This window comes from Streptococcus sp. DAT741 (assembly GCF_009866825.1).
In the GTDB taxonomy this organism is placed as follows: domain Bacteria; phylum Bacillota; class Bacilli; order Lactobacillales; family Streptococcaceae; genus Streptococcus; species Streptococcus ruminantium.
In genome coordinates this window covers 99930-119022 of sequence record NZ_CP019557.1, presented here as the reverse complement: position 1 = coordinate 119022, position 19093 = coordinate 99930, and the positions used below count along the sequence as shown (strand labels likewise).

Sequence of the window (19093 nt, the reverse complement as noted above, 5' to 3'; positions counted from 1 at the left end):
CAAATTGAGATGTGCTTGTCTATTATTCAGTCGCTTCTTCAAGCCTAGCTTCCTCAGCAAGCTCTTCAGCTATAGTATCTTCAATGATTTCAACCTCATTGATAGCTTGTGGTTCAAGATTACGATAGCGGGCCATACCTGTACCTGCCGGAATAATCTTACCGATGATAACATTTTCTTTAAGACCAAGAAGGTTATCACGTTTACCACGAATCGCTGCATCTGTAAGAACACGAGTCGTTTCTTGGAAGGATGCCGCCGATAAGAATGAGTTAGTCTCAAGGGAAGCCTTGGTAATCCCCATAAGGACTGGGCGTGCTGTCGCTGGAATACCACCTGCAATGACCACTTCAGCATTGGCATCGGTAAAGTCAGTAATATCCATAAGTGTCCCCATAAGAAGATCGGTATCACCCGGATCCATAACACGTACTTTGCGAAGCATCTGACGAACCATAACCTCAATGTGTTTGTCGCCAATTTCTACCCCTTGACTACGGTAAACTTTTTGAACTTCAGAAAGAAGATAGGTTTCCACTGCCAAGACATCACGAACTTCAAGTAAGCGTTTTGGCTGGATAGAACCTTCTGTAAGAGCAGCACCGCGGGCAACTTGATCACCTACTTCAACCTTCATACGAGCTGTAAATGGCACTACATACTCACCTTCGCCCGTAACACCTTTGACAAAGACCTTCTTGGTACGCGTCGAAGCATCTTCTTCAATCGCTGTGACTTCACCTTTGACCTCAGTAATGACTGCTTCACCTTTAGGATTACGCGCTTCAAAGATTTCTTGAACACGAGGAAGACCCTGTGTAATATCACTGTTTGAGGCTACACCACCCGTGTGGAAGGTACGCATGGTAAGCTGTGTACCAGGCTCACCAATAGACTGAGCAGCGATCGTACCAACTGCTTCACCAACTTCAACTGCATCTCCTGTTGCCAAGTTGATACCATAGCAGTGACGGCAGACGCCATGCCGAGTATTACATGTAAATACGCTACGGATAGTCACTTGCTCCACACCACTATTTACGATTTCACGGGCAATATCTTCAGTAATCAATTGATTTGGACCGATAATAACTGCGCCGGTTTCAGGATGTTTAACAGTTTTCTTGGTGTAACGTCCTTGAAGACGTTCTTCAAGTGGCTCAATCATTTCCTTACCATCGGTAATAGAACGGATGTCAAGACCTCGATCAGTTCCACAGTCATCCTCACGGATAATCACATCTTGGGCAACGTCAACCAAACGACGAGTCAAGTAACCAGAATCGGCAGTCTTCAAGGCCGTATCCGTCATACCCTTACGGGCACCGTGAGTTGAGAAGAACATTTCGAGTACCGAAAGACCCTCACGGAAGTTAGACAGGATTGGCAATTCCATGATACGTCCATTCGGTGCCGACATCAGACCACGCATACCCGCAAGCTGTGAGAAGTTGGAGATGTTACCACGAGCACCAGAGTCCATCATCATGACGATAGGGTTCTTCGAATCTTGTTTTTCAACAAGACGTTTTTCAAGTTTTTCTTTAGCCGAACGCCACTCATCAGTAACTGCTGCATATCGTTCATCATCGGTAATCATACCACGACGGAATTGTTTCTTGATTTGCTCTACACGTTCGTGAGACTCTTCAATGATTTCAGCCTTGTTATCAATAACTGGAATATCTGCAATACCCACTGTCAAACCAGCGAGCGTTGAATGATAGTAACCCAAGTCTTTCAAGCGGTCAAGAAGGGCTGAAGTTTCTGTTGTACGGAAACGTTTGAAGATTTCAGCGATGATATTTCCAAGATTTTTCTTCTTGAACGGTTGATTGAGAGGTAAGGCTGCAATAGCCGCTTTGATGTCAGAACCCGGTTCCAAGAAGTATTTGTCTGGTGTACCATCAGTTAAGTTGGCATTATTTGGCTCTTGTAAATAAGGCAGACCTTCTGGCATGATTGCGTTGAACAAGATTTTTCCGACGGTTGTCATCATCACCTTGTGTTTTTGATTATCCTTCCAAGGCTTATCTAGACTATCCGTTGCAATCCCTACACGTGTGTGCAAATGAACATAACCATTGCGGTAGGCCATAATGGCTTCATCCGCATCTTTAAAGACCATACCTTCGCCCTCACGACCCGCATCTTCCATGGTTAGATAATAGTTACCCAAGACCATATCTTGAGACGGTGTTACAACTGGCTTACCATCTTTAGGGTTTAGGATGTGTTCTGCTGCCAGCATGAGGATACGAGCTTCTGCCTGTGCTTCTTCTGATAACGGAACGTGAATCGCCATCTGGTCACCGTCAAAGTCCGCATTATAAGCTTCACAGACAAGTGGATGCAGACGAAGAGCCTTACCATCAATAAGAACCGGCTCAAAAGCCTGAATACCCAAACGGTGGAGGGTCGGTGCACGGTTCAAGAGAACAGGATGTTCTTTGATAACTTCTTCCAAGATGTCCCAAATACGATCATCCCCACGTTCAATTAAACGTTTTGCAGCCTTTACGTTACCAGCAATTTCACGAGCGACAATTTCACGCATGACAAATGGCTTGAACAACTCAATAGCCATCTCACGTGGAACACCACATTGGTACATTTTAAGAGTTGGACCAACAGCGATAACCGAACGACCTGAGAAGTCAACACGCTTACCAAGCAAGTTTTGACGGAATCGACCTTGCTTACCTTTTAGCATGTGGCTGAGCGATTTGAGTGGACGGCTACCCGGTCCTGTGATAGGACGGCCACGGCGGCCATTATCAATCAAAGCATCAACCGCTTCTTGTAGCATACGTTTCTCGTTTTGCACGATGATTCCTGGAGCATTTAGCTCTAAAAGGCGCGCCAAACGGTTATTACGGTTAATAACACGGCGGTACAATTCATTCAAGTCAGAAGCAGCAAAACGCCCCCCATCCAACTGGACCATCGGACGCAAATCTGGTGGAATAACCGGAAGAATGTTAAGGATCATCCATTCAGGCTTGTTCCCAGATTTGTAAAAAGCATCCAGTACGTCCAAGCGACGAACTGCCTTAATCCGCTTTTGACCAGAAGCTGTTTTTAATTCCTCTTTCAAAGCCGCAATTTCTTTTGGAAGATCAACTTGTTTCAAAAGATCTTGAATGGCTTCTGCTCCCATTTTAGCAACAAATGAGCCATAACCATACTCACGCAAGCGTTCACGATACTCACGTTCAGTCATGATTGATTTGTGCTCAAGCGGGGTATCTTTTGGATCGATAACCACATAAGCTGCAAAATAGATAACTTCTTCCAGCGCACGAGGACTCATATCCAAGGTCAAGCCCATACGGCTTGGAATCCCCTTGAAATACCAAATATGTGAAATGGGTGCCTTCAACTCGATGTGCCCCATACGCTCACGACGAACTTTGGCACGAGTCACTTCTACACCACAGCGGTCACAAGTAATTCCTTTGTAACGGATACGCTTGTATTTTCCACATGAACACTCCCAATCCTTGGTTGGACCAAAAATCACCTCGTCAAAAAGACCGTCACGTTCTGGCTTGAGTGTACGATAGTTGATTGTTTCAGGTTTTTTAACCTCACCATAAGACCATGAGCGGACCTTGCTTGGTGAAGCTAACGTGATTTGCATACTTTTAAATCGATTTACATCAACCACTAATAATCCCTTTCTTTACTTGTGAGAGGTCGGTTTCCCATACCTCGAATTTTTCAATAGTGAGAATGAGCGGAAGGGACTTTTATCTCCTTCCTAACCGACACCTTTACATTCTAGGTGTCAGGCTAAAAACATCCCCCGGATGTTCCGACTCTTTCGTATCTCTAGGAGTCGGGCTAAAAACATCCCCCGGACGTTCCGACTCTTTCGTATCTCTAGGAGTCGGGCTAAAAACATCCCCCAGATGTTTTTAGTCCTCTGCGGCTGCGAAGGCTGCGGCTGCATCTGCAGCGGCTTTCGCACGCGCTTTTTCAAGATCATCTACGTGGATGATGTCGTCATCTTCACCTTCATCAAGGTCACGTAATTCTACTTCATTATTATCTTCATCCAGGACACGCATATCCAAACCAAGTGATTGCAATTCTTTGACAAGAACGCGGAAGGATTCTGGAACTCCTGGTTTTGGAATTGGCTTACCTTTCGTAATCGCTTCATAAGCTTTCAGACGACCTGTTACATCATCTGACTTGTAGGTCAAGATTTCTTGAAGAACATTGGAAGCACCGTAGGCTTCAAGTGCCCAAACCTCCATCTCCCCAAAACGCTGACCACCAAATTGAGCCTTACCTCCGAGCGGCTGTTGCGTAACGAGGGAGTATGGTCCGACAGAACGAGCATGAAGCTTATCATCGACCATGTGATGGAGCTTGATCATGTACATGACACCAACAGACACACGGTTATCAAATGGTTCACCAGTACGGCCATCGTATAAGATGGTCTTGGCATCAGAATCCATTCCTGCTTCTTTAACAGTTGACCAGAGATCCTCTGAGCTCGCACCATCGAAAACCGGTGTTGCGATATGGATACCCAAGTTACGAGCAGCCATACCCAAATGCAGTTCCATAACCTGACCGATATTCATACGAGATGGCACCCCAAGTGGGTTCAACATGATATCAACTGGTGTTCCATCTGGAAGATATGGCATATCTTCAACTGGTACGATACGAGAAACGACACCCTTGTTACCGTGACGACCGGCCATCTTATCTCCGACCTTAATCTTACGTTTTTGAGCGATATACACACGCACCAGCATATTGACACCTGACTGTAGCTCATCACCGTTAGCACGCGTAAAGATTTTCACATCACGAACAACACCATCTGCACCGTGTGGTACACGAAGAGAAGTATCACGTACTTCACGTGATTTATCACCGAAGATAGCATGCAAGAGACGCTCCTCAGCAGAAAGATCTTTCTCACCTTTTGGTGTGACTTTACCAACAAGAATATCGCCTTCTTTAACTTCTGCACCGATACGGATAATTCCCATTTCATCCAAGTTTTTGAGTGCATCCTCACCAACGTTTGGAATTTCACGAGTAATTTCTTCAGGACCTAACTTCGTATCACGTGTTTCTGATTCGTATTCCTCCAGATGAACAGATGTATAAACATCATCCTTCACCAAACGTTCACTCATAATAACAGCGTCCTCGAAGTTGTATCCTTCCCAAGTCATATAGGCAACGATTGGGTTTTGACCAAGAGCCATTTCCCCGTTTTCCATAGATGGACCATCTGCGATAAAGTCACCTTTCTCAACTATATCACCCAATTTAACGAGTGTACGTTGGTTATAGGCCGTACCTGAGTTTGAACGGCGGAATTTAGATATGCGGTACACATCAAGCGAACCATCCTCGCGGCGAACTTCTACCTTGTCCGCATCTGCATAGGTTACCTTACCATTGTGTTGAGCGATAATAGCCGCACCAGAATCATGGGCTGCTTGGTATTCCATACCAGTACCAACGTAAGGAGCCTTTGGATCAATCAATGGAACAGCCTGACGTTGCATGTTGGCTCCCATAAGGGCACGGTTAGAGTCATCATTTTCCAAGAAAGGGATACATGCTGTCGCAACCGCAACTACCTGTTTAGGTGAAACATCCATAAAGTCAGCTGAATCAGCAGGAAATTCTTGGTTGTTCCCTTGGTGACGCCCCATGACAATCTTGTCAACGAAACGGTTGTTTTTATCCAGTGGTGATGTTGACTGAGCCACGATATAAGCATCTTCTTCATCGGCTGTCAACCACACAATTTCATTAGTAACCGTACCTGTTGCACGGTCAATCTTACGATATGGAGTTTGAATGAAACCATACTTGTTAAGGTGTCCATAAGACGACAAGTTGTTAATCAAACCAATGTTTGGTCCCTCAGGTGTTTCAATCGGACACATACGACCATAGTGAGTGTAGTGAACGTCTCGAACTTCATAACCTGCACGATCCCGAGTCAAACCACCAGGTCCTAAGGCTGATAGACGACGCTTGTGAGATAGCTCTGAAAGCGGGTTGTGTTGATCCATGAACTGAGACAACTGTGATGAACCGAAGAACTCTTTGATAGCAGCCGTTACAGGACGAATATTGATGATTTGCTGCGGAGTCAATACTTCATTATCTTGAACGGACATACGCTCACGCAAGTTGCGCTCCATACGCGTCAAACCAATGCGAACTTGGTTTGCCAACAACTCACCAACCGCACGGATACGACGGTTACCCAAGTGGTCAATATCATCTACACGACCAAGACCCTCGGACAAGTTAAGGAAGTAGCTCATTTCAGCCAAGATATCCGCAGGTGTCACTGTACGAACATTTTCAGATGGATTGGCATTGCCAATAACCGTCACAACTCGTTCTGGATCCTTAGGCGCAACAATCTTAAATTTTTGCAAAAGAACTGGCTCAAGAAGGACAGCAGAATCATTTGGAATGTATTCCACCAAGTTGAGTTCGTCAAACTGAGCTTCTACTCTTTCAAGCACATCACGACTCAATACTGTGCCAGCTTCCAAAACAATTTCACCTGTTTCACCGTTAATCACATGCTCAGCCAGAGTCTGGTTGAGCAAGCGAGTACGAAGACTGAGCTTCTTATTGATCTTGTAACGACCAACCGGCGCCAAGTCATAGCGACGTGAATCAAAGAAACGAGCAGTCAAAAGGCTACGGGAACTTTCAGCAGTCTTCGGCTCACCCGGACGGAGACGCTCATAAATTTCTTTGAGTGCTTCATCGGTACGAGAATCTGCTGGATTTTTGTGAATATCCTTTTCAATGGTATTGCGAACCAACTCACTATCACCAAAGATGTCAAAAATCTCATCGTCACCTGAAAAACCAAGAGCACGCACAAGTGTCGTGAACGGAATTTTACGAGTACGGTCAATACGAGTGTAAGCAATATCTTTTGAATCAGTCTCTAATTCTAACCAAGCACCACGGTTCGGGATGACTGTTGAACCATAACCAACTTTACCATTCTTGTCTACTTTATCATTAAAGTAAACACCCGGTGAACGAACCAACTGAGAAACAATAATCCGTTCTGCACCGTTGATAATAAAGGTTCCCATCTCCGTCATGATCGGAAACTCACCAAAGAAGACCTCCTGAGTCTTGATTTCACCTGTTTCTTTGTTGACAAGGCGGAAAGTCACATAAATAGGGGCTGAGTAGTTAGCATCATGTGCACGTGCCTCTTCCAATGTATACTTAGGCTCTTTCAATTCATAACCAACGAATTCCAATTCCATGGTATCCGTAAAGTTTGATACTGGAAGCACATCCTCAAAGACTTCTTTCAAACCGTAGTCCAAAAAGTCTTGGAAAGAATCTGTCTGAATTTCAATCAAATTCGGTAAATCAAGAACTTCCTTGATTCTTGAAAAACTACGACGGGTACGGTGCTTGCCGTACTGAACTTCATGTCCTGCCAAAAGTTTTCTCCTTTTATACATAAGATACAAGACCGTAGAAATTCGAGAGAAAAATAGGAAATCGACACTGTGTCAACAGACACAAGGAGATTTATCTTTTTTCCGACGAATTTAGGTCGAGTTCAATTAAGATACGAGACCGTTAAAACTAAAGTGAAAATAGAAGAGTAATGCCGTGTCGTTGGACACAAGGAACACCATAGAGGCGAGCCATCAGCTAAAGCCAAAACGATTGCATTTCTTTTCTTCACACTAATTTAGGTCTAATGTATCAATAGTCATTGCAATGACTACCATTCATCCTTTTTCTGAAAATTTGGAATCTTTAAGAATAGATAACATCTACCACAAAAATCCCATATAGACACAAAAAGAGCAGCTAAATCTTCCTTTAAAAAAGTTTGATTTAACTGCTGTAAGTCTTGTTTGGACAATATTTCAAACAAGACACACGACAAATTATTTACATCATTATAGCATAGTCACTAGAAAAAATCAAGGAAAATCATCGCTATTTTGTTCATCTGTTGCCGTTTGTGTTTCAGACGTTTGAGTTGTCTGTGTTGCCTGAGAGCTAGAGTTGCTTGAACTATCTGGGACATTTGTTTGCGAGCTAAGAATGCTATTCCAAGCCTGAGCTCGGTCATTATCCGTACCCCCAATCATAAAATTATAATTGGTTACAGGCGCACCATTCTTTGCCCAGTAACTCGTGGTTACTGCACCACCAACAGTCACTTGACGACCATTGACCTGTGCCATCCCCGGACGTTGACCAGTAGAGGCCAGAACATTGGACGCAAGGATACTGCGATCCAATTCAAACCGTCCCGTAAACATATCTGCCTTAACCCGATAAAGAGCATCGACCATATGAGCTACATATTGTGAGTTATTATGGTAGCCTGTCCACACATACATCTCTGAATTATCGTCATTTCCAGCCCAGGTCCCCAAAGTCACCCTCGGAGTAGATAACATGAGCCAAACATCGTTCACCTCGTTACTGGTACCTGTTTTCCCGATAAAATCAGATGCTGCCGCCTGTGGATTGAGACCACTCAAGCGACTCTTAAATGTTGTTGTATATCCTGAACTCACTACCTGTCGCAAGAGTTGGTTCATAATACTTGCAGTCGCTTTGGAATAAACCTGGACAGGAGCAGCTTCATGCTGGTATACCACCGTCCCATCTGCTGCCGTAATATTTTCCACAATATAATGCTTATGGTAGACACCACCGTTAGCTAGAGCTTGATAAGCATTAGTGTTCGTTGAAACAGAAACTTCAATTCCTCCACCGAGTGGCAAACTTTCAATGTCATACACTGGAATATGATAATTCATTTTTTCCATGTAGCCTTTGACATCTATGTTCGCATTCTGCAACATCTTATAAGTCCAAAAAGCAGGGATATTGACAGACATATCAATAGCAGTCTGTAAGTTCATCATTCCTGTACCGCGACTAGTACCATACATAATCGGCTGACCACTAGAGAAATTAGTTGGATAGTTGGAAAGAATACTTGCCGATCCCATCAACCCTTGATCAATCGCAATACCATAGGCCAACAACGGCTTGATAGTTGAAGCCGGTGAGCGCAAAGTATCAAAGGCATGGTTATTTTGATTTTTTGCATAATCACGACCACCTACAAAACCTAAAACAGCCCCCGTAGCATTATCAATTAGGACACTACCTGTCTCTACATATTTGTTTCCATTATCTAGTACAGATCCATGATTTGCCACCACTGATTGCATGGCCGCATAGATAGATTTATCTACTGTACTCTTAATCGTATATCCACCCTGACTAAGTTCTTGTTTAGCTAATTCTTTATATGAGGCTTTTGTCTCATCATTTTTTAGATCCCCCTCAGAGACCTTATCTCGCTTCACCAAATAATTAAACATCATCTGTTGAGCTTCTTCCATCACCTCGTAATAGAGATAATCTTTGGTATCAGTCATTACAGGAGCAGGGGCAACAAAATCCTGCTTGATATCATATTCTTTATACCTTTCATAATCTTCCTTCGTCAAAAAAGAAGCACGGTACATGCTGAATAAAACATCTTGATAACGCTCAAGACTAGGAATCATATCGGCATCCGACTTACGAGCACCATCCGATGTATATGGAGAGTAGGTAATCGGACTCTGTGGCAAACCTGCAATAAAAGCAGCCTGAGGTAGAGTTAATTCCTTAGCTGACTTACCAAAAATACCTTGAGCTGCTGCTTCTACACCAGCAATATTCTTTCCTTGATTATTCCGCCCAAAAGGTGAGACATTTAGATAAGTGTTCAAAATCTCTTCCTTGCTCATATTTCGTTCTAGAGCCAAAGCAGAAACAATCTCATTGGCCTTACGAGCAAAGGTCGGAGCATCCCCGACTAACTGTTGCTTAATTAGCTGCTGCGTCAAAGTTGAACCACCACTAGAAGAACCAAATCCAACAGCCCCCAAGGCGGCACGCAAAACAGCTTTCGGTACAACACCATTATGAGTTTCAAAGGTTTCATCCTCTGTCGCTATCACAGCCTGCTTTAAGTAATCAGAAACATCTCCTAAAGCAACTGGCATACGAAGTAAATCAGAATTTACTTCCGCAACCAAGCTACCATCTGAATAGACAACTTTTGAAATCCGACTGACTGCTGAAACCTTCTTTACTAATTCCTCTGTCTTAGGAATCTCAACATTGTCAAATAGATTGACAACAAAACCAACCCCAACCCCTGCGCCAAACAGACTAAATAGTACTGCTAATACAACTATCGAATCTGATAAAACCTTCAATGTACGAAGAAAAACTCCCAGTTTATCTCCCAATCCTATATCAGTAAATCTCTTTTTCAGTTCTTGCTTATTTATCTTAGATGCCATAATAAATAACTCCTCATCGTTCCATTATACCAAATTTTGTTTATTTTCCGCAATTTCGTGGTATAATGAAGAAGAAATTTTATAATTGATTTTGACCTAAATTCGTTGAAAAAGAATATGTCTCCTAGTGTTGAGTACTCATACGTCAATTTCCTATTTTTCTCTCGAATTTCTACGGTCTCGTATCTTTTAATTGAACTCGACCTAAATTCGTCGGAAAAAAGATAAATCTCCTTGTGTCTGTTGACACAGTGTCGATTTCCTATTTTTCTCTCGAATTTTTACGGTCTCGTATCTTATTTTAAGGAGAAAGTCTAATGAATATTTTTGAAGAACTCCAAGCTCGTGGCTTGGTCTTTCAAACAACAGACGAAGAAGCCCTAGTAAAAGCCCTAACAGAAGGAAAAGTTTCTTTCTACTCTGGCTACGACCCTACGGCTGACAGTCTGCATCTAGGTCACTTGGTTCCTATCCTAGTCCTTCGGCATTTACAATTAGCTGGACACAAGCCCTATGCTCTGGTTGGTGGTGCAACAGGTCTAATTGGAGACCCTTCCTTCAAAGATGCTGAACGAAGCCTCCAAACCAAAGAAACTGTTGATGGCTGGGTCGGTAAAATCCAAAACCAACTATCTCGTTTCCTTGATTTTGAAAACGGAGAAAACAAGGCTGAGATGGTCAACAACTACGATTGGTTCAGCTCTATCAGTTTCATTGATTTCCTACGCGATGTTGGCAAATACTACACTGTTAATTACATGATGAGCAAAGAATCCGTCAAAAAACGGATTGAAACAGGAATTTCCTACACCGAGTTTGCCTACCAGATCATGCAGGGTTACGATTTCTACGAACTGAATGACAAACACAATGTCACTTTACAAATCGGAGGTTCAGATCAGTGGGGCAACATGACCGCAGGAACCGAATTGCTCCGCCGCAAAGCAGACAAGCAAGGGCATGTCTTGACAGTTCCCCTTATTACCGACTCAACCGGTAAAAAATTTGGTAAGTCTGAAGGTAATGCCGTTTGGTTAGATGCTGATAAAACCTCTCCTTACGAAATGTACCAATTTTGGCTCAATGTCATGGATGACGATGCTGTCCGCTTCCTTAAGATTTTTACCTTCTTAAGCTTGGATGAAATCACTGAAATCGAAAAAGAATTTGATGCTGCCCGCCATGAACGTCTAGCTCAAAAAATCTTGGCTCGTGAGGTAGTTACCTTGGTTCACGGTGAAGAAGCTTATAAACAAGCCCTCAATATTACCGAACAACTTTTTGCTGGAAACATCAAAAACCTTTCCGCCAAAGAACTCAAGCAAGGGCTCAGCAATGTTCCTAACTATGCAGTCCAAGCTGATGATAATCTTAACATCATTGAACTACTGGTTACCTCCGGTATTGTCAGCTCCAAACGTCAAGCTCGTGAAGATGTGCAAAACGGTGCCATTTATATAAATGGTGAACGCATACAAGATCTGAACTACACCCTTTCAGACAGTGATAAGATTGATGATGAGCTGACCGTTATCCGCCGCGGTAAGAAAAAATACTCCGTATTGACTTATTAGAACAAACAAAGGAAATCCTAACCGATTTCCTTTTAGCATATTTTTATAAGGAGCTGCTTATGACTTGTATTTTTTGTGAGCAAATCAGGAAAGAAGATATTCTCTACCAAACAGAGAATTTCAAAATCGTATGGGATATCGATCCTATTCAGACTGGACACCTGCTCATTATCAGCAAACAACACTATGACAAACTTAGTCAACTTCCCCCGGCCACCCGCTACGAGTTGGCTGACTTAGAAGCTCTCCTAACCGAACAGCTTTGCCAACATCTAGCGATTGATGGAGTGACCCTTGCTTGCAACGATCGTTTGTTTGACCCTGGTACCCACTTCCATATCCACCTCATTCCTCGTTTTCGCACAGATGATTTTTGGGAGCAGCTATCCCCCAGACGAATCCAGCTAGACCTCACTCACTTCCTCCAAGCACTAAAAGACAGTCACGAAAAACGCTTTTGATGCTTCTCCCCAGTAGAAGGAGCCTATTCTCGACACGACTCATTCAAAAAAGGCTTAGTATCCACATTTTTACCGATGTGCTTCTAAGCCTTTTATGATTTTCCCAAACCGTTACTCAAAATCAGAAGATACAGGAGATATAGATTTCCATAAAGATTCCAGACAAATGGACTAAAATCGCCCCATTAGAGCCAATCTTAAGAAGTACATTCGCAATATGTGAGCCTAACTATACCAGCTCCTCAACATCATAAATCGTCTCTTCCAGAACCTCTTGATAGCGTTCCAATCCATAAACTACCGAAGTCTCAACCTCAGCCAATCCTTCCTTTAAATGAATGTGCACTTCTTCCACACCTTCCAAATTCAATAAATACTTAGTCACATGTTTGACACAATTTTGACAAGACATATTTTTCAATTTCAAGAGTTGTTTCATATCAAGTTCCTTTCTGATGGCACCCACAAGTACATTGTCCTGCTAAGCATCGACAAACAATCTGTTCAGGCGCTGTTTCCTGCAACTGCCGAATTTTTTTCACTAAATTTTCCAGACTTTTTTGGGAAAACATCCCTATGTCTAGCAGTTTTTCCACCACCTGCCCCTGTTTTGTTGAACACATAGTCGCTAACAAAGTTTCTACTTGCCTCTGCAAATGTGCTTCTTCACTAACCAGCGGATAATAACGATACTTGCTAGCTTCCTTGACCATACGTAGATAATTCTTTTTCCGCAAACGCCCTAAAAGAGTTTTAATCGTCGTTGCCTGCCAATCGAACCCCTTCTGTAAAGCCTGAATAATTTCCTGAGAGGTTACCCCAGGCTGTGCCCATAGCACTCGCATTACCTGCCACTCGGCAGCCGAAATGGTCTGTTCCACCGCATCACCTCCAATTATTTTCAGTTTACACTTGTAGTCAAATCATGTCAAGAAGAAAGACCGAATTCTCTTTGAAAAGAACCCCTTATAATGGACAGTATAAAAAGTACTATACTGTTCTTATAAGGAGGTTCTTTTCTCATGGCTAAAAAAGGAAGTAAATTTACAAAGTATCCACCTGAATTCAAAATACAAGTAGTCGAGGACTATCTTAGTGGGAAAAGTGGTGGTATGGACTCAATTGTAAAAAAGTATGGCTTGAAATCAAACAATCAAGTCCTCACATGGACTAGAAAATATCACGAAAATCCACAATTGCTCCACCAAGATTTAAGAGGTGCTAAATCAACTGGTCGCCCAAAATCAACCAATCTTGATGAAATGACAATAGAAGAACAGAATGCCTTTCTTCGTATGGAGAATGACATTTTAAAAACCTTAAGGACTCTCCTCAGAAAGTGAGAAGAATCCACCTTTATCAAGTCGTTGAACAATTGAAAGAACGTTATTCCATCTCCCGTTTATGTGCCTATTTGGGTTTCCCTAGGTCATCATACTACCTCTGGTTGAGCAATGGAAAACCTGAACACAAGCGGTTTAACCCTGACCTAGCACAGGTCATTACAGCTATTTTTAATGAGACTCAGAAAGGTTATCGTTTCATTTGTTATCAACTGAGAAGAAAATACGATATTTTCTGTCATCCTAAAACTGTCCTACGCTATATGCGTATTCTGGGTTTGAAGTCGCCAATTCGAAAGAAACGCTATCATTCTTGCACGCAGCGTGAGATAAATGAAAAGGCAAGACACGTCCACTACAACGTGCTTGCCCGAAACTTTAAAGCAGAACGTCCTCTCCAGAAACTAACAACGGATGTCAGTTATGTTTACCACAAACAGGGAAGGATGTTCCTTAGCGTCATAAAAGATTGTTATGACAACTCTATTCTAGCATATACTCTTTCAGATTATAGCGATAATTAGCTCGTTTTTGAAAATTTAGACCTCGTCTTCAATGAAAATTGGGATGCCACACACATTTGTGTCTTGCATTCTGATCGAGGTTTTCAGTACACCAACCAACTTTATCTCAGAAAACTAGACCAGTATGGTGTTACGATTTCCCATTCTGGAAAAGGGAATTGTTATGACAATGCTTCTTGTGAAAATTTCTTTTCCCATCTCAAGAGTGAGTCCTTACGGCTCTTTCCTCCTAATAACAGAGATGAACTCATCCAACAAATTAAAGACTACATGGACTGGTATAACTATGATAGACCACAAGAAATATTAAAAGGTATGACCCCTATGGAATTCAGGGAGTCATACCTTACTAACTAATATTCTTTTTTACACTGTCTATTTTAGACGGGGCTTGACACTTCGGCCTTCTTTTTATTTTTAGTGTGCTAGCATTTCCTGTCCAATCTCCAAGCCAGTTAGACTATTTGGATAATACGTAGGCCAGTTTTCCAATTCTTCCAGAAGTTTTTCTTGACTCTCTCCACCAAAATAGATGTGGAAATGACCAGTCTTAACAGGAGCAATATTGTGATCGCTAAATTGCACATACTTAAATCTACCTGCATTAGCATCCGTAGCTTCAAACAAGAAACGAACACCACGATTCCCTTTTTTATAGGTCAAAACCTTGTAACCAACATACTTATAGGTAAACTTCTCTTTTTTGTCACCTACTACAAATTCCATTGTATCATCTTTTATATTGATATGATCAACATCTGTCTTGTAACCAATAGTATAGTAATCTTTATACTCTTTTGCAGTCATGCCGCCCTTTAGCTTTGCCTTATAATCAAAAACTTGATCTAGAGTACCATCTAAAAGATAAGGATAAACTGACTGCCATTCTCCAGCATAATCTGAAAGAGTACGATCTTTTATAGCACTGTCTTCAAAATACCCATTATAGACCGTCTTGGCTGTTGTTTCGCCTTCCTCTGGTAAAATTTCAGAACCAGCCTGAGAAGTTGTTTTTTCAAGCGCAGCTAGATTATCTTCCATCACAGAAATATAATCTTTCCCCTTCTTCATATCTTCGTCTGTCAAACTTTCCAGAGGATTCAACACATCTAGTTGAACACCGGTTTCTTTGGCAAGGGTTTCTGCTACAGATTTAGAAGCATTCTCCTCAAAATAGATATATTTAATGCCATATTTATTGATATATTTTGTCAATTCTGCCAAACGTGAAGGCGTTGGATCTTTATCTGCTGAAACGCCTGTGATAGAGACTTGTTTCAAACCATAATCCAAAGCTAGATATGCAAAAGCTGTATGCTGAGTGACAAAATATTTTTGCTTAGCCGCAGATAATGTTTCAGAATATTTTGCATGCAAGGCCTTCAATTTTTCAATATAGGCTGTTGTATTTTTCTCAAAGACTTCCTTCTTATTTGGGTATTTAGCGACCAAACCATCACGAATATTTTCTACCAAGCGGATAGAGCGTTCAGGAGATAACCATACATGAGGGTCGTAAGCATGGCTATGGCCATCCTCTCCATGACCATGATCATGGCCCTCATGCTCTTTCTCACCACCTGGCAATAGGAGCATCCCTTCTGTAGCGTTAATCACAGTAACCTTTTTCGCGTCAATTGATTTCTTAAGCTTAGGAACCCAAGTTTCCATGTTTTCGTTTTCGTATACAAAGGCATCCGCATCCTGAATACGCGCAACATCTTTGGCTGAAGGCTCATAACCATGAACTTCGGTACCTGCCTTAACTAATAAATCAACAGTAGCCTCATCACCCACTACTTGTTTGGTAAACTCGTAAACAGGATAAAAGGTTGTCACAATATTCAACTTACCATTTGTAGAAGTCTTGCCATTCCCACAAGCTCCCAAGAATAAAGCTGAAACAAATAACATCAATAAGCCAATCTTCTTCATTTTAACTCCTTATTTTTTTAATTTCTGAACCAAATTCACCAGCAAAAAGATACTAATGAAAATCAATGTAATGCTTGCGCTAGCCGGTGTCTCCATATAATAGGAAGTAAGCAACCCCATAACCATTCCAAGGAACCCAATCACCATCCCCATAAAGAGTACTGTCTTAAAACTTTTTCCTAGGCGTAAGGCAATTGAAGCCGGTAAAACCATAATCGTCGAAACCAACAAAGCTCCAGCAGCGGGAATCATCAAAGCAATCGCAACACCGGTCACAATATTGAAAGCAATGGACATCACCCGCACAGGTAATCCATCCACAAAAGCCGTATCCTCATCAAAAGTCAAAACATACATGGGGCGTAAAAAGAGCACGGTCAGTATGATGACAATCAAGGCAATCCCAAATAGTGCTGCCACCTGTTCTTGACTGATTGTTACAATGGAACCAAAAAGATACTGTTCCAAGTTGAGTCCCGACTTCCCTCCAGACTTATTCATCACAATAAACGAGATAGCCAAACCAGTTGACATCAGAATAGCTGTTCCGATTTCCATAAAATTCTTATAAATCGTTCGCAGATATTCCAAGAATACGGCTGCAACAATCACGATAAGAACCGTTGAAACAGTTGGTGAAATCCCCAAAACTATACCGAAAGCCACACCAGCCAATGAAACGTGACTGAGTGTATCACTCATCAAACTTTGTCGCCTTAAAATCAGAAATACACCCAAAATTGGTGAAAACAGACTCATGGCAATGATAGCCAAAAAAGCTCGCTGCATAAAGTCATAGTTAAAAATAGACAAATCAAACACGAGCAACCTCCCCATCTGTTTCATGGACATTAAAACAACGCCAAGGAGAGTGCTGATCGCGGATCAAATGGATATTTCTATCTGCATACTTCCTTAATTCATCCGGATCATGGGTAATCATCAACACTGACTTACCATGTTTTTTTGTAGAATGATGCATCAAATCATAAAAAGCCTCCTTCGTACCGCTGTCCATCCCCGTTGTAGGTTCATCCAGAACAAAAATATCTGGATCTGATGCAAACATACGGGCAATCACTGCACGTTGCTTTTGTCCCCCACTCAAAGAGCCCAATTTTTTGTCCTGATGTTCCCACATACCAACAGATTCTAAGCTAATACGTACATGTTTTTCATCGTGTTCGGTCAGCCGACGAAACCATCCCTGACGGGGATAACGACCAGATTTTACAAATTCATAGACCGTACTTGGGAATCCAGCATTGAAACTGGCTATTTGCTGAGGCAGATAGGCCATTCGTAACTTCTTCCCCTTAGTGCTTTTCTCAGCAATAGATACCTTCCCTTGCTTGGGCTTTAATATGCCCAGAGTAGCTTTAATCAAGGTGGTCTTAGCAGCTCCATTCTCACCGGTCAGCGTCACAAACTCACCACTATCAAGATGGTAATGAATATGTTCCAAAACTGGCTCTTTGTCATAGTAAAAAGATAAATCTTCAACCGTAATATATCTCATCTATTTCTTAATCTTCTCCACCAAATCATTCATAAAACGCCCGATAAGCTCCTGCTCCTCTACACTGTAATTTGCTAGCAACTCCTCATAGACCTCCAGGGTATGGGCATGATGATGCGCATGCTCTACCGCAATCGGCTTAGCCTCCTCTGTCAAACTGAACCGCACAATCCGAGCATCTTTCGCATCACGTACCCCTACCAAAAGCCCTTGAGCGACTAGAGACTTAGTTGCCTTTGTAATGGCTGCCTGACTAACATTTAACTGTTTTGCAATCTCTGTATTGGTATAAGCCTCTTTTTCAATCAGCATCAAAATATGCTCTTGGGTGTTCGTCAGCTTAACCGTGCTTTTACAAGAACCAACCAGAATCTCCAATTGGTTTTCTGAACTCAAGACAATTTCATGAAGACACTTTTCAATTTCTAACGCAATATGATTCATAACAAGCCCTTAACCCTTTAATTAACCTATTAAGTATATCACGCATAAGGAAAAAACACAAGAGCAAAGCACTCCGCCCTCTATCCGTAAATCAAACAAATATACTATCTATCTAAAAATTGGGTAGGGGTTAATCTCCAACCCCTCTCACACCACCGTGCGTGCTAGTCTAGCGCACGACAGTTTAACTAACTTTTAACGAGAGAACATAAATCCCTCATATCTCATTCTATTTGTGCTATTCTATATTTGTGAACAATAGTCATCATTCACGCTTTCAGTCCACCATCTTTTCAGGAACAGAATTGAAATAAGCAGCTCCCTGCTCTACTTCCATTACATAAGTTTTATCACTACTATGTCACATGATTCGTTGGTACTGCGTCTGGGATGTCGATGAGACCATGCAGGATAAATCGTACACCTTTTCTCATCTATACAAGATATGAAAACGTTAAAAGTTCCAAGTGAAAATAAACACTCTGACGAAGAATCCTGAGACTCTAGGAAAAACAAACATCACTATCTTGAACTATTAGGACTGCGATACATATAAGAAATCAGCGATAGCTTGCACTATCCAGCACCTGTATGTCACAACTGTCACGGTCAGACAGTCAAATACGACTTCCAACAAACCATCGAAAATCCCCTATCTGGAATGTGCTGGGTATAAGACATTAATCCGACTGCGCAAACGGCGTTTCCGTTGTCAAGGTGCGGGAAGATAACTGTCGCCCAAAGTGACAAGACTGTGGGGGTGAGTTTAAGGGGACGATAGGTGTTGGCATAATGAAAAACCTCCATTTCTGTTTTCTATTAACAGTTTAAAGGAGGTTGGATTATCTTTATAGATACTTCGTTATGGGGCGGTTACATTGTCTCCTCTCGTGTTTAGCTATAAGTCACCCACTACA

The 19093-nt window shown here is 42.0% G+C and carries 14 protein-coding genes and 1 pseudogene; 6 read left to right on the top strand and 9 right to left on the bottom strand.

Annotation, left to right across the window (positions count from 1 at the left end; genetic code table 11):
• Window positions 1-22: 22 nt before the first annotated feature.
• From rpoC to pbp1b, 3 genes are all read right to left on the bottom strand, one after another.
• On the bottom strand, window positions 23-3670 hold the full coding sequence (gene rpoC / locus BZG42_RS00775; protein ID WP_155995582.1) for a DNA-directed RNA polymerase subunit beta': 3648 nt from the start codon (window positions 3668-3670) through the stop codon (window positions 23-25).
• A gap of 250 nt (window positions 3671-3920) precedes the next feature.
• Entirely contained in the window at window positions 3921-7481 is a 3561-nt protein-coding gene (gene rpoB, locus BZG42_RS00770; RefSeq protein ID WP_120171202.1) for a DNA-directed RNA polymerase subunit beta, read from the bottom strand.
• 495 nt (window positions 7482-7976) lie between these two features.
• Complete coding sequence (pbp1b, locus tag BZG42_RS00765; protein WP_024532274.1) at window positions 7977-10376, bottom strand: penicillin-binding protein PBP1B; 2400 nt, start codon at window positions 10374-10376, stop codon at window positions 7977-7979.
• Between the two features lie 317 nt (window positions 10377-10693).
• Between pbp1b and tyrS the strand changes: the two genes are divergently transcribed.
• Together tyrS and BZG42_RS00755 are read left to right on the top strand one after the other, a co-directional pair.
• Window positions 10694-11950, top strand: a complete 1257-nt coding sequence (tyrS, locus tag BZG42_RS00760) for a tyrosine--tRNA ligase (RefSeq protein ID WP_120171201.1) — start codon at window positions 10694-10696, stop codon at window positions 11948-11950.
• A 59-nt stretch (window positions 11951-12009) separates the two neighbouring features.
• Window positions 12010-12411, top strand: coding sequence for an HIT family protein (locus BZG42_RS00755; protein WP_024532272.1), 402 nt, complete (start codon window positions 12010-12012; stop codon window positions 12409-12411).
• A 229-nt stretch (window positions 12412-12640) separates the two neighbouring features.
• On the opposite strand, the gene BZG42_RS00750 is transcribed toward BZG42_RS00755, so the two are convergent.
• Window positions 12641-12850 (bottom strand): heavy-metal-associated domain-containing protein, encoded by a 210-nt coding sequence (locus BZG42_RS00750; RefSeq protein WP_155974028.1) that lies wholly within the window; start codon window positions 12848-12850, stop codon window positions 12641-12643.
• A gap of 1 nt (window position 12851) precedes the next feature.
• Window positions 12852-13292, bottom strand: a complete 441-nt coding sequence (locus BZG42_RS00745) for a CopY/TcrY family copper transport repressor (RefSeq protein ID WP_165436957.1) — start codon at window positions 13290-13292, stop codon at window positions 12852-12854.
• Between the two features lie 141 nt (window positions 13293-13433).
• Between BZG42_RS00745 and BZG42_RS00740 the strand changes: the two genes are divergently transcribed.
• From BZG42_RS00740 to BZG42_RS09995, 3 genes are all read left to right on the top strand, one after another.
• Window positions 13434-13754 carry a transposase gene (locus BZG42_RS00740; RefSeq protein WP_120171198.1) on the top strand — a complete coding sequence of 107 codons (321 nt, stop codon included), beginning with the start codon at window positions 13434-13436 and terminating at the stop codon, window positions 13752-13754.
• Window positions 13751-14278, top strand: coding sequence for an IS3 family transposase (locus tag BZG42_RS10000; protein WP_236563893.1), 528 nt, complete (start codon window positions 13751-13753; stop codon window positions 14276-14278). Before BZG42_RS00740 ends, BZG42_RS10000 begins: the two co-directional genes overlap by 4 nt.
• 63 nt (window positions 14279-14341) lie before the next feature.
• On the top strand, window positions 14342-14635 hold the full coding sequence (locus tag BZG42_RS09995) for an IS3 family transposase (protein ID WP_236563892.1): 294 nt from the start codon (window positions 14342-14344) through the stop codon (window positions 14633-14635).
• 60 nt (window positions 14636-14695) lie between these two features.
• Here BZG42_RS09995 and BZG42_RS00730 read toward each other — a convergent pair whose 3' ends face one another.
• From BZG42_RS00730 to BZG42_RS00715, 4 genes are read right to left on the bottom strand one after another with little or no spacing between them, the layout of a single operon-like run.
• Window positions 14696-16213: a zinc ABC transporter substrate-binding protein AdcA gene (locus BZG42_RS00730; RefSeq protein ID WP_155962607.1), complete on the bottom strand. Its 1518-nt coding sequence runs from the start codon at window positions 16211-16213 to the stop codon at window positions 14696-14698.
• Between the two features lie 9 nt (window positions 16214-16222).
• A complete protein-coding gene (locus tag BZG42_RS00725) occupies window positions 16223-17050 on the bottom strand; it encodes a metal ABC transporter permease (protein WP_165437170.1) in 828 nt (275 codons plus the stop codon).
• Window positions 17028-17732: a metal ABC transporter ATP-binding protein gene (locus BZG42_RS00720; protein WP_024532267.1), complete on the bottom strand. Its 705-nt coding sequence runs from the start codon at window positions 17730-17732 to the stop codon at window positions 17028-17030. Before BZG42_RS00720 ends, BZG42_RS00725 begins: the two co-directional genes overlap by 23 nt.
• Entirely contained in the window at window positions 17733-18176 is a 444-nt protein-coding gene (locus tag BZG42_RS00715; RefSeq protein ID WP_120171195.1) for a zinc-dependent MarR family transcriptional regulator, read from the bottom strand. It lies immediately after the preceding gene.
• A 571-nt stretch (window positions 18177-18747) separates the two neighbouring features.
• Here BZG42_RS00715 and BZG42_RS09990 point away from each other — a divergent pair.
• Window positions 18748-18921, top strand: a pseudogene (locus BZG42_RS09990) (transposase family protein); the annotation flags it as partial.
• Window positions 18922-19093: the final 172 nt, after the last annotated feature.

Bases quoted from the DNA above. Each gene is read 5' to 3' on its own strand.
- pbp1b (WP_024532274.1), bottom strand. From the start codon at position 10,376: ATGGCATCTAAGATAAATAAGCAAGAACTGAAAAAGAGATTTACTGAT.
- tyrS (WP_120171201.1), top strand. From the start codon at position 10,694: ATGAATATTTTTGAAGAACTCCAAGCTCGTGGCTTGGTCTTTCAAACA.
- BZG42_RS00755 (WP_024532272.1), top strand. From the start codon at position 12,010: ATGACTTGTATTTTTTGTGAGCAAATCAGGAAAGAAGATATTCTCTAC.
- BZG42_RS00750 (WP_155974028.1), bottom strand. From the start codon at position 12,850: ATGAAACAACTCTTGAAATTGAAAAATATGTCTTGTCAAAATTGTGTC.
- BZG42_RS00740 (WP_120171198.1), top strand. From the start codon at position 13,434: ATGGCTAAAAAAGGAAGTAAATTTACAAAGTATCCACCTGAATTCAAA.
- BZG42_RS00730 (WP_155962607.1), bottom strand. From the start codon at position 16,213: ATGAAGAAGATTGGCTTATTGATGTTATTTGTTTCAGCTTTATTCTTG.
- BZG42_RS00725 (WP_165437170.1), bottom strand. From the start codon at position 17,050: ATGGGGAGGTTGCTCGTGTTTGATTTGTCTATTTTTAACTATGACTTT.
- BZG42_RS00720 (WP_024532267.1), bottom strand. From the start codon at position 17,732: ATGAGATATATTACGGTTGAAGATTTATCTTTTTACTATGACAAAGAG.
- BZG42_RS00715 (WP_120171195.1), bottom strand. From the start codon at position 18,176: ATGAATCATATTGCGTTAGAAATTGAAAAGTGTCTTCATGAAATTGTC.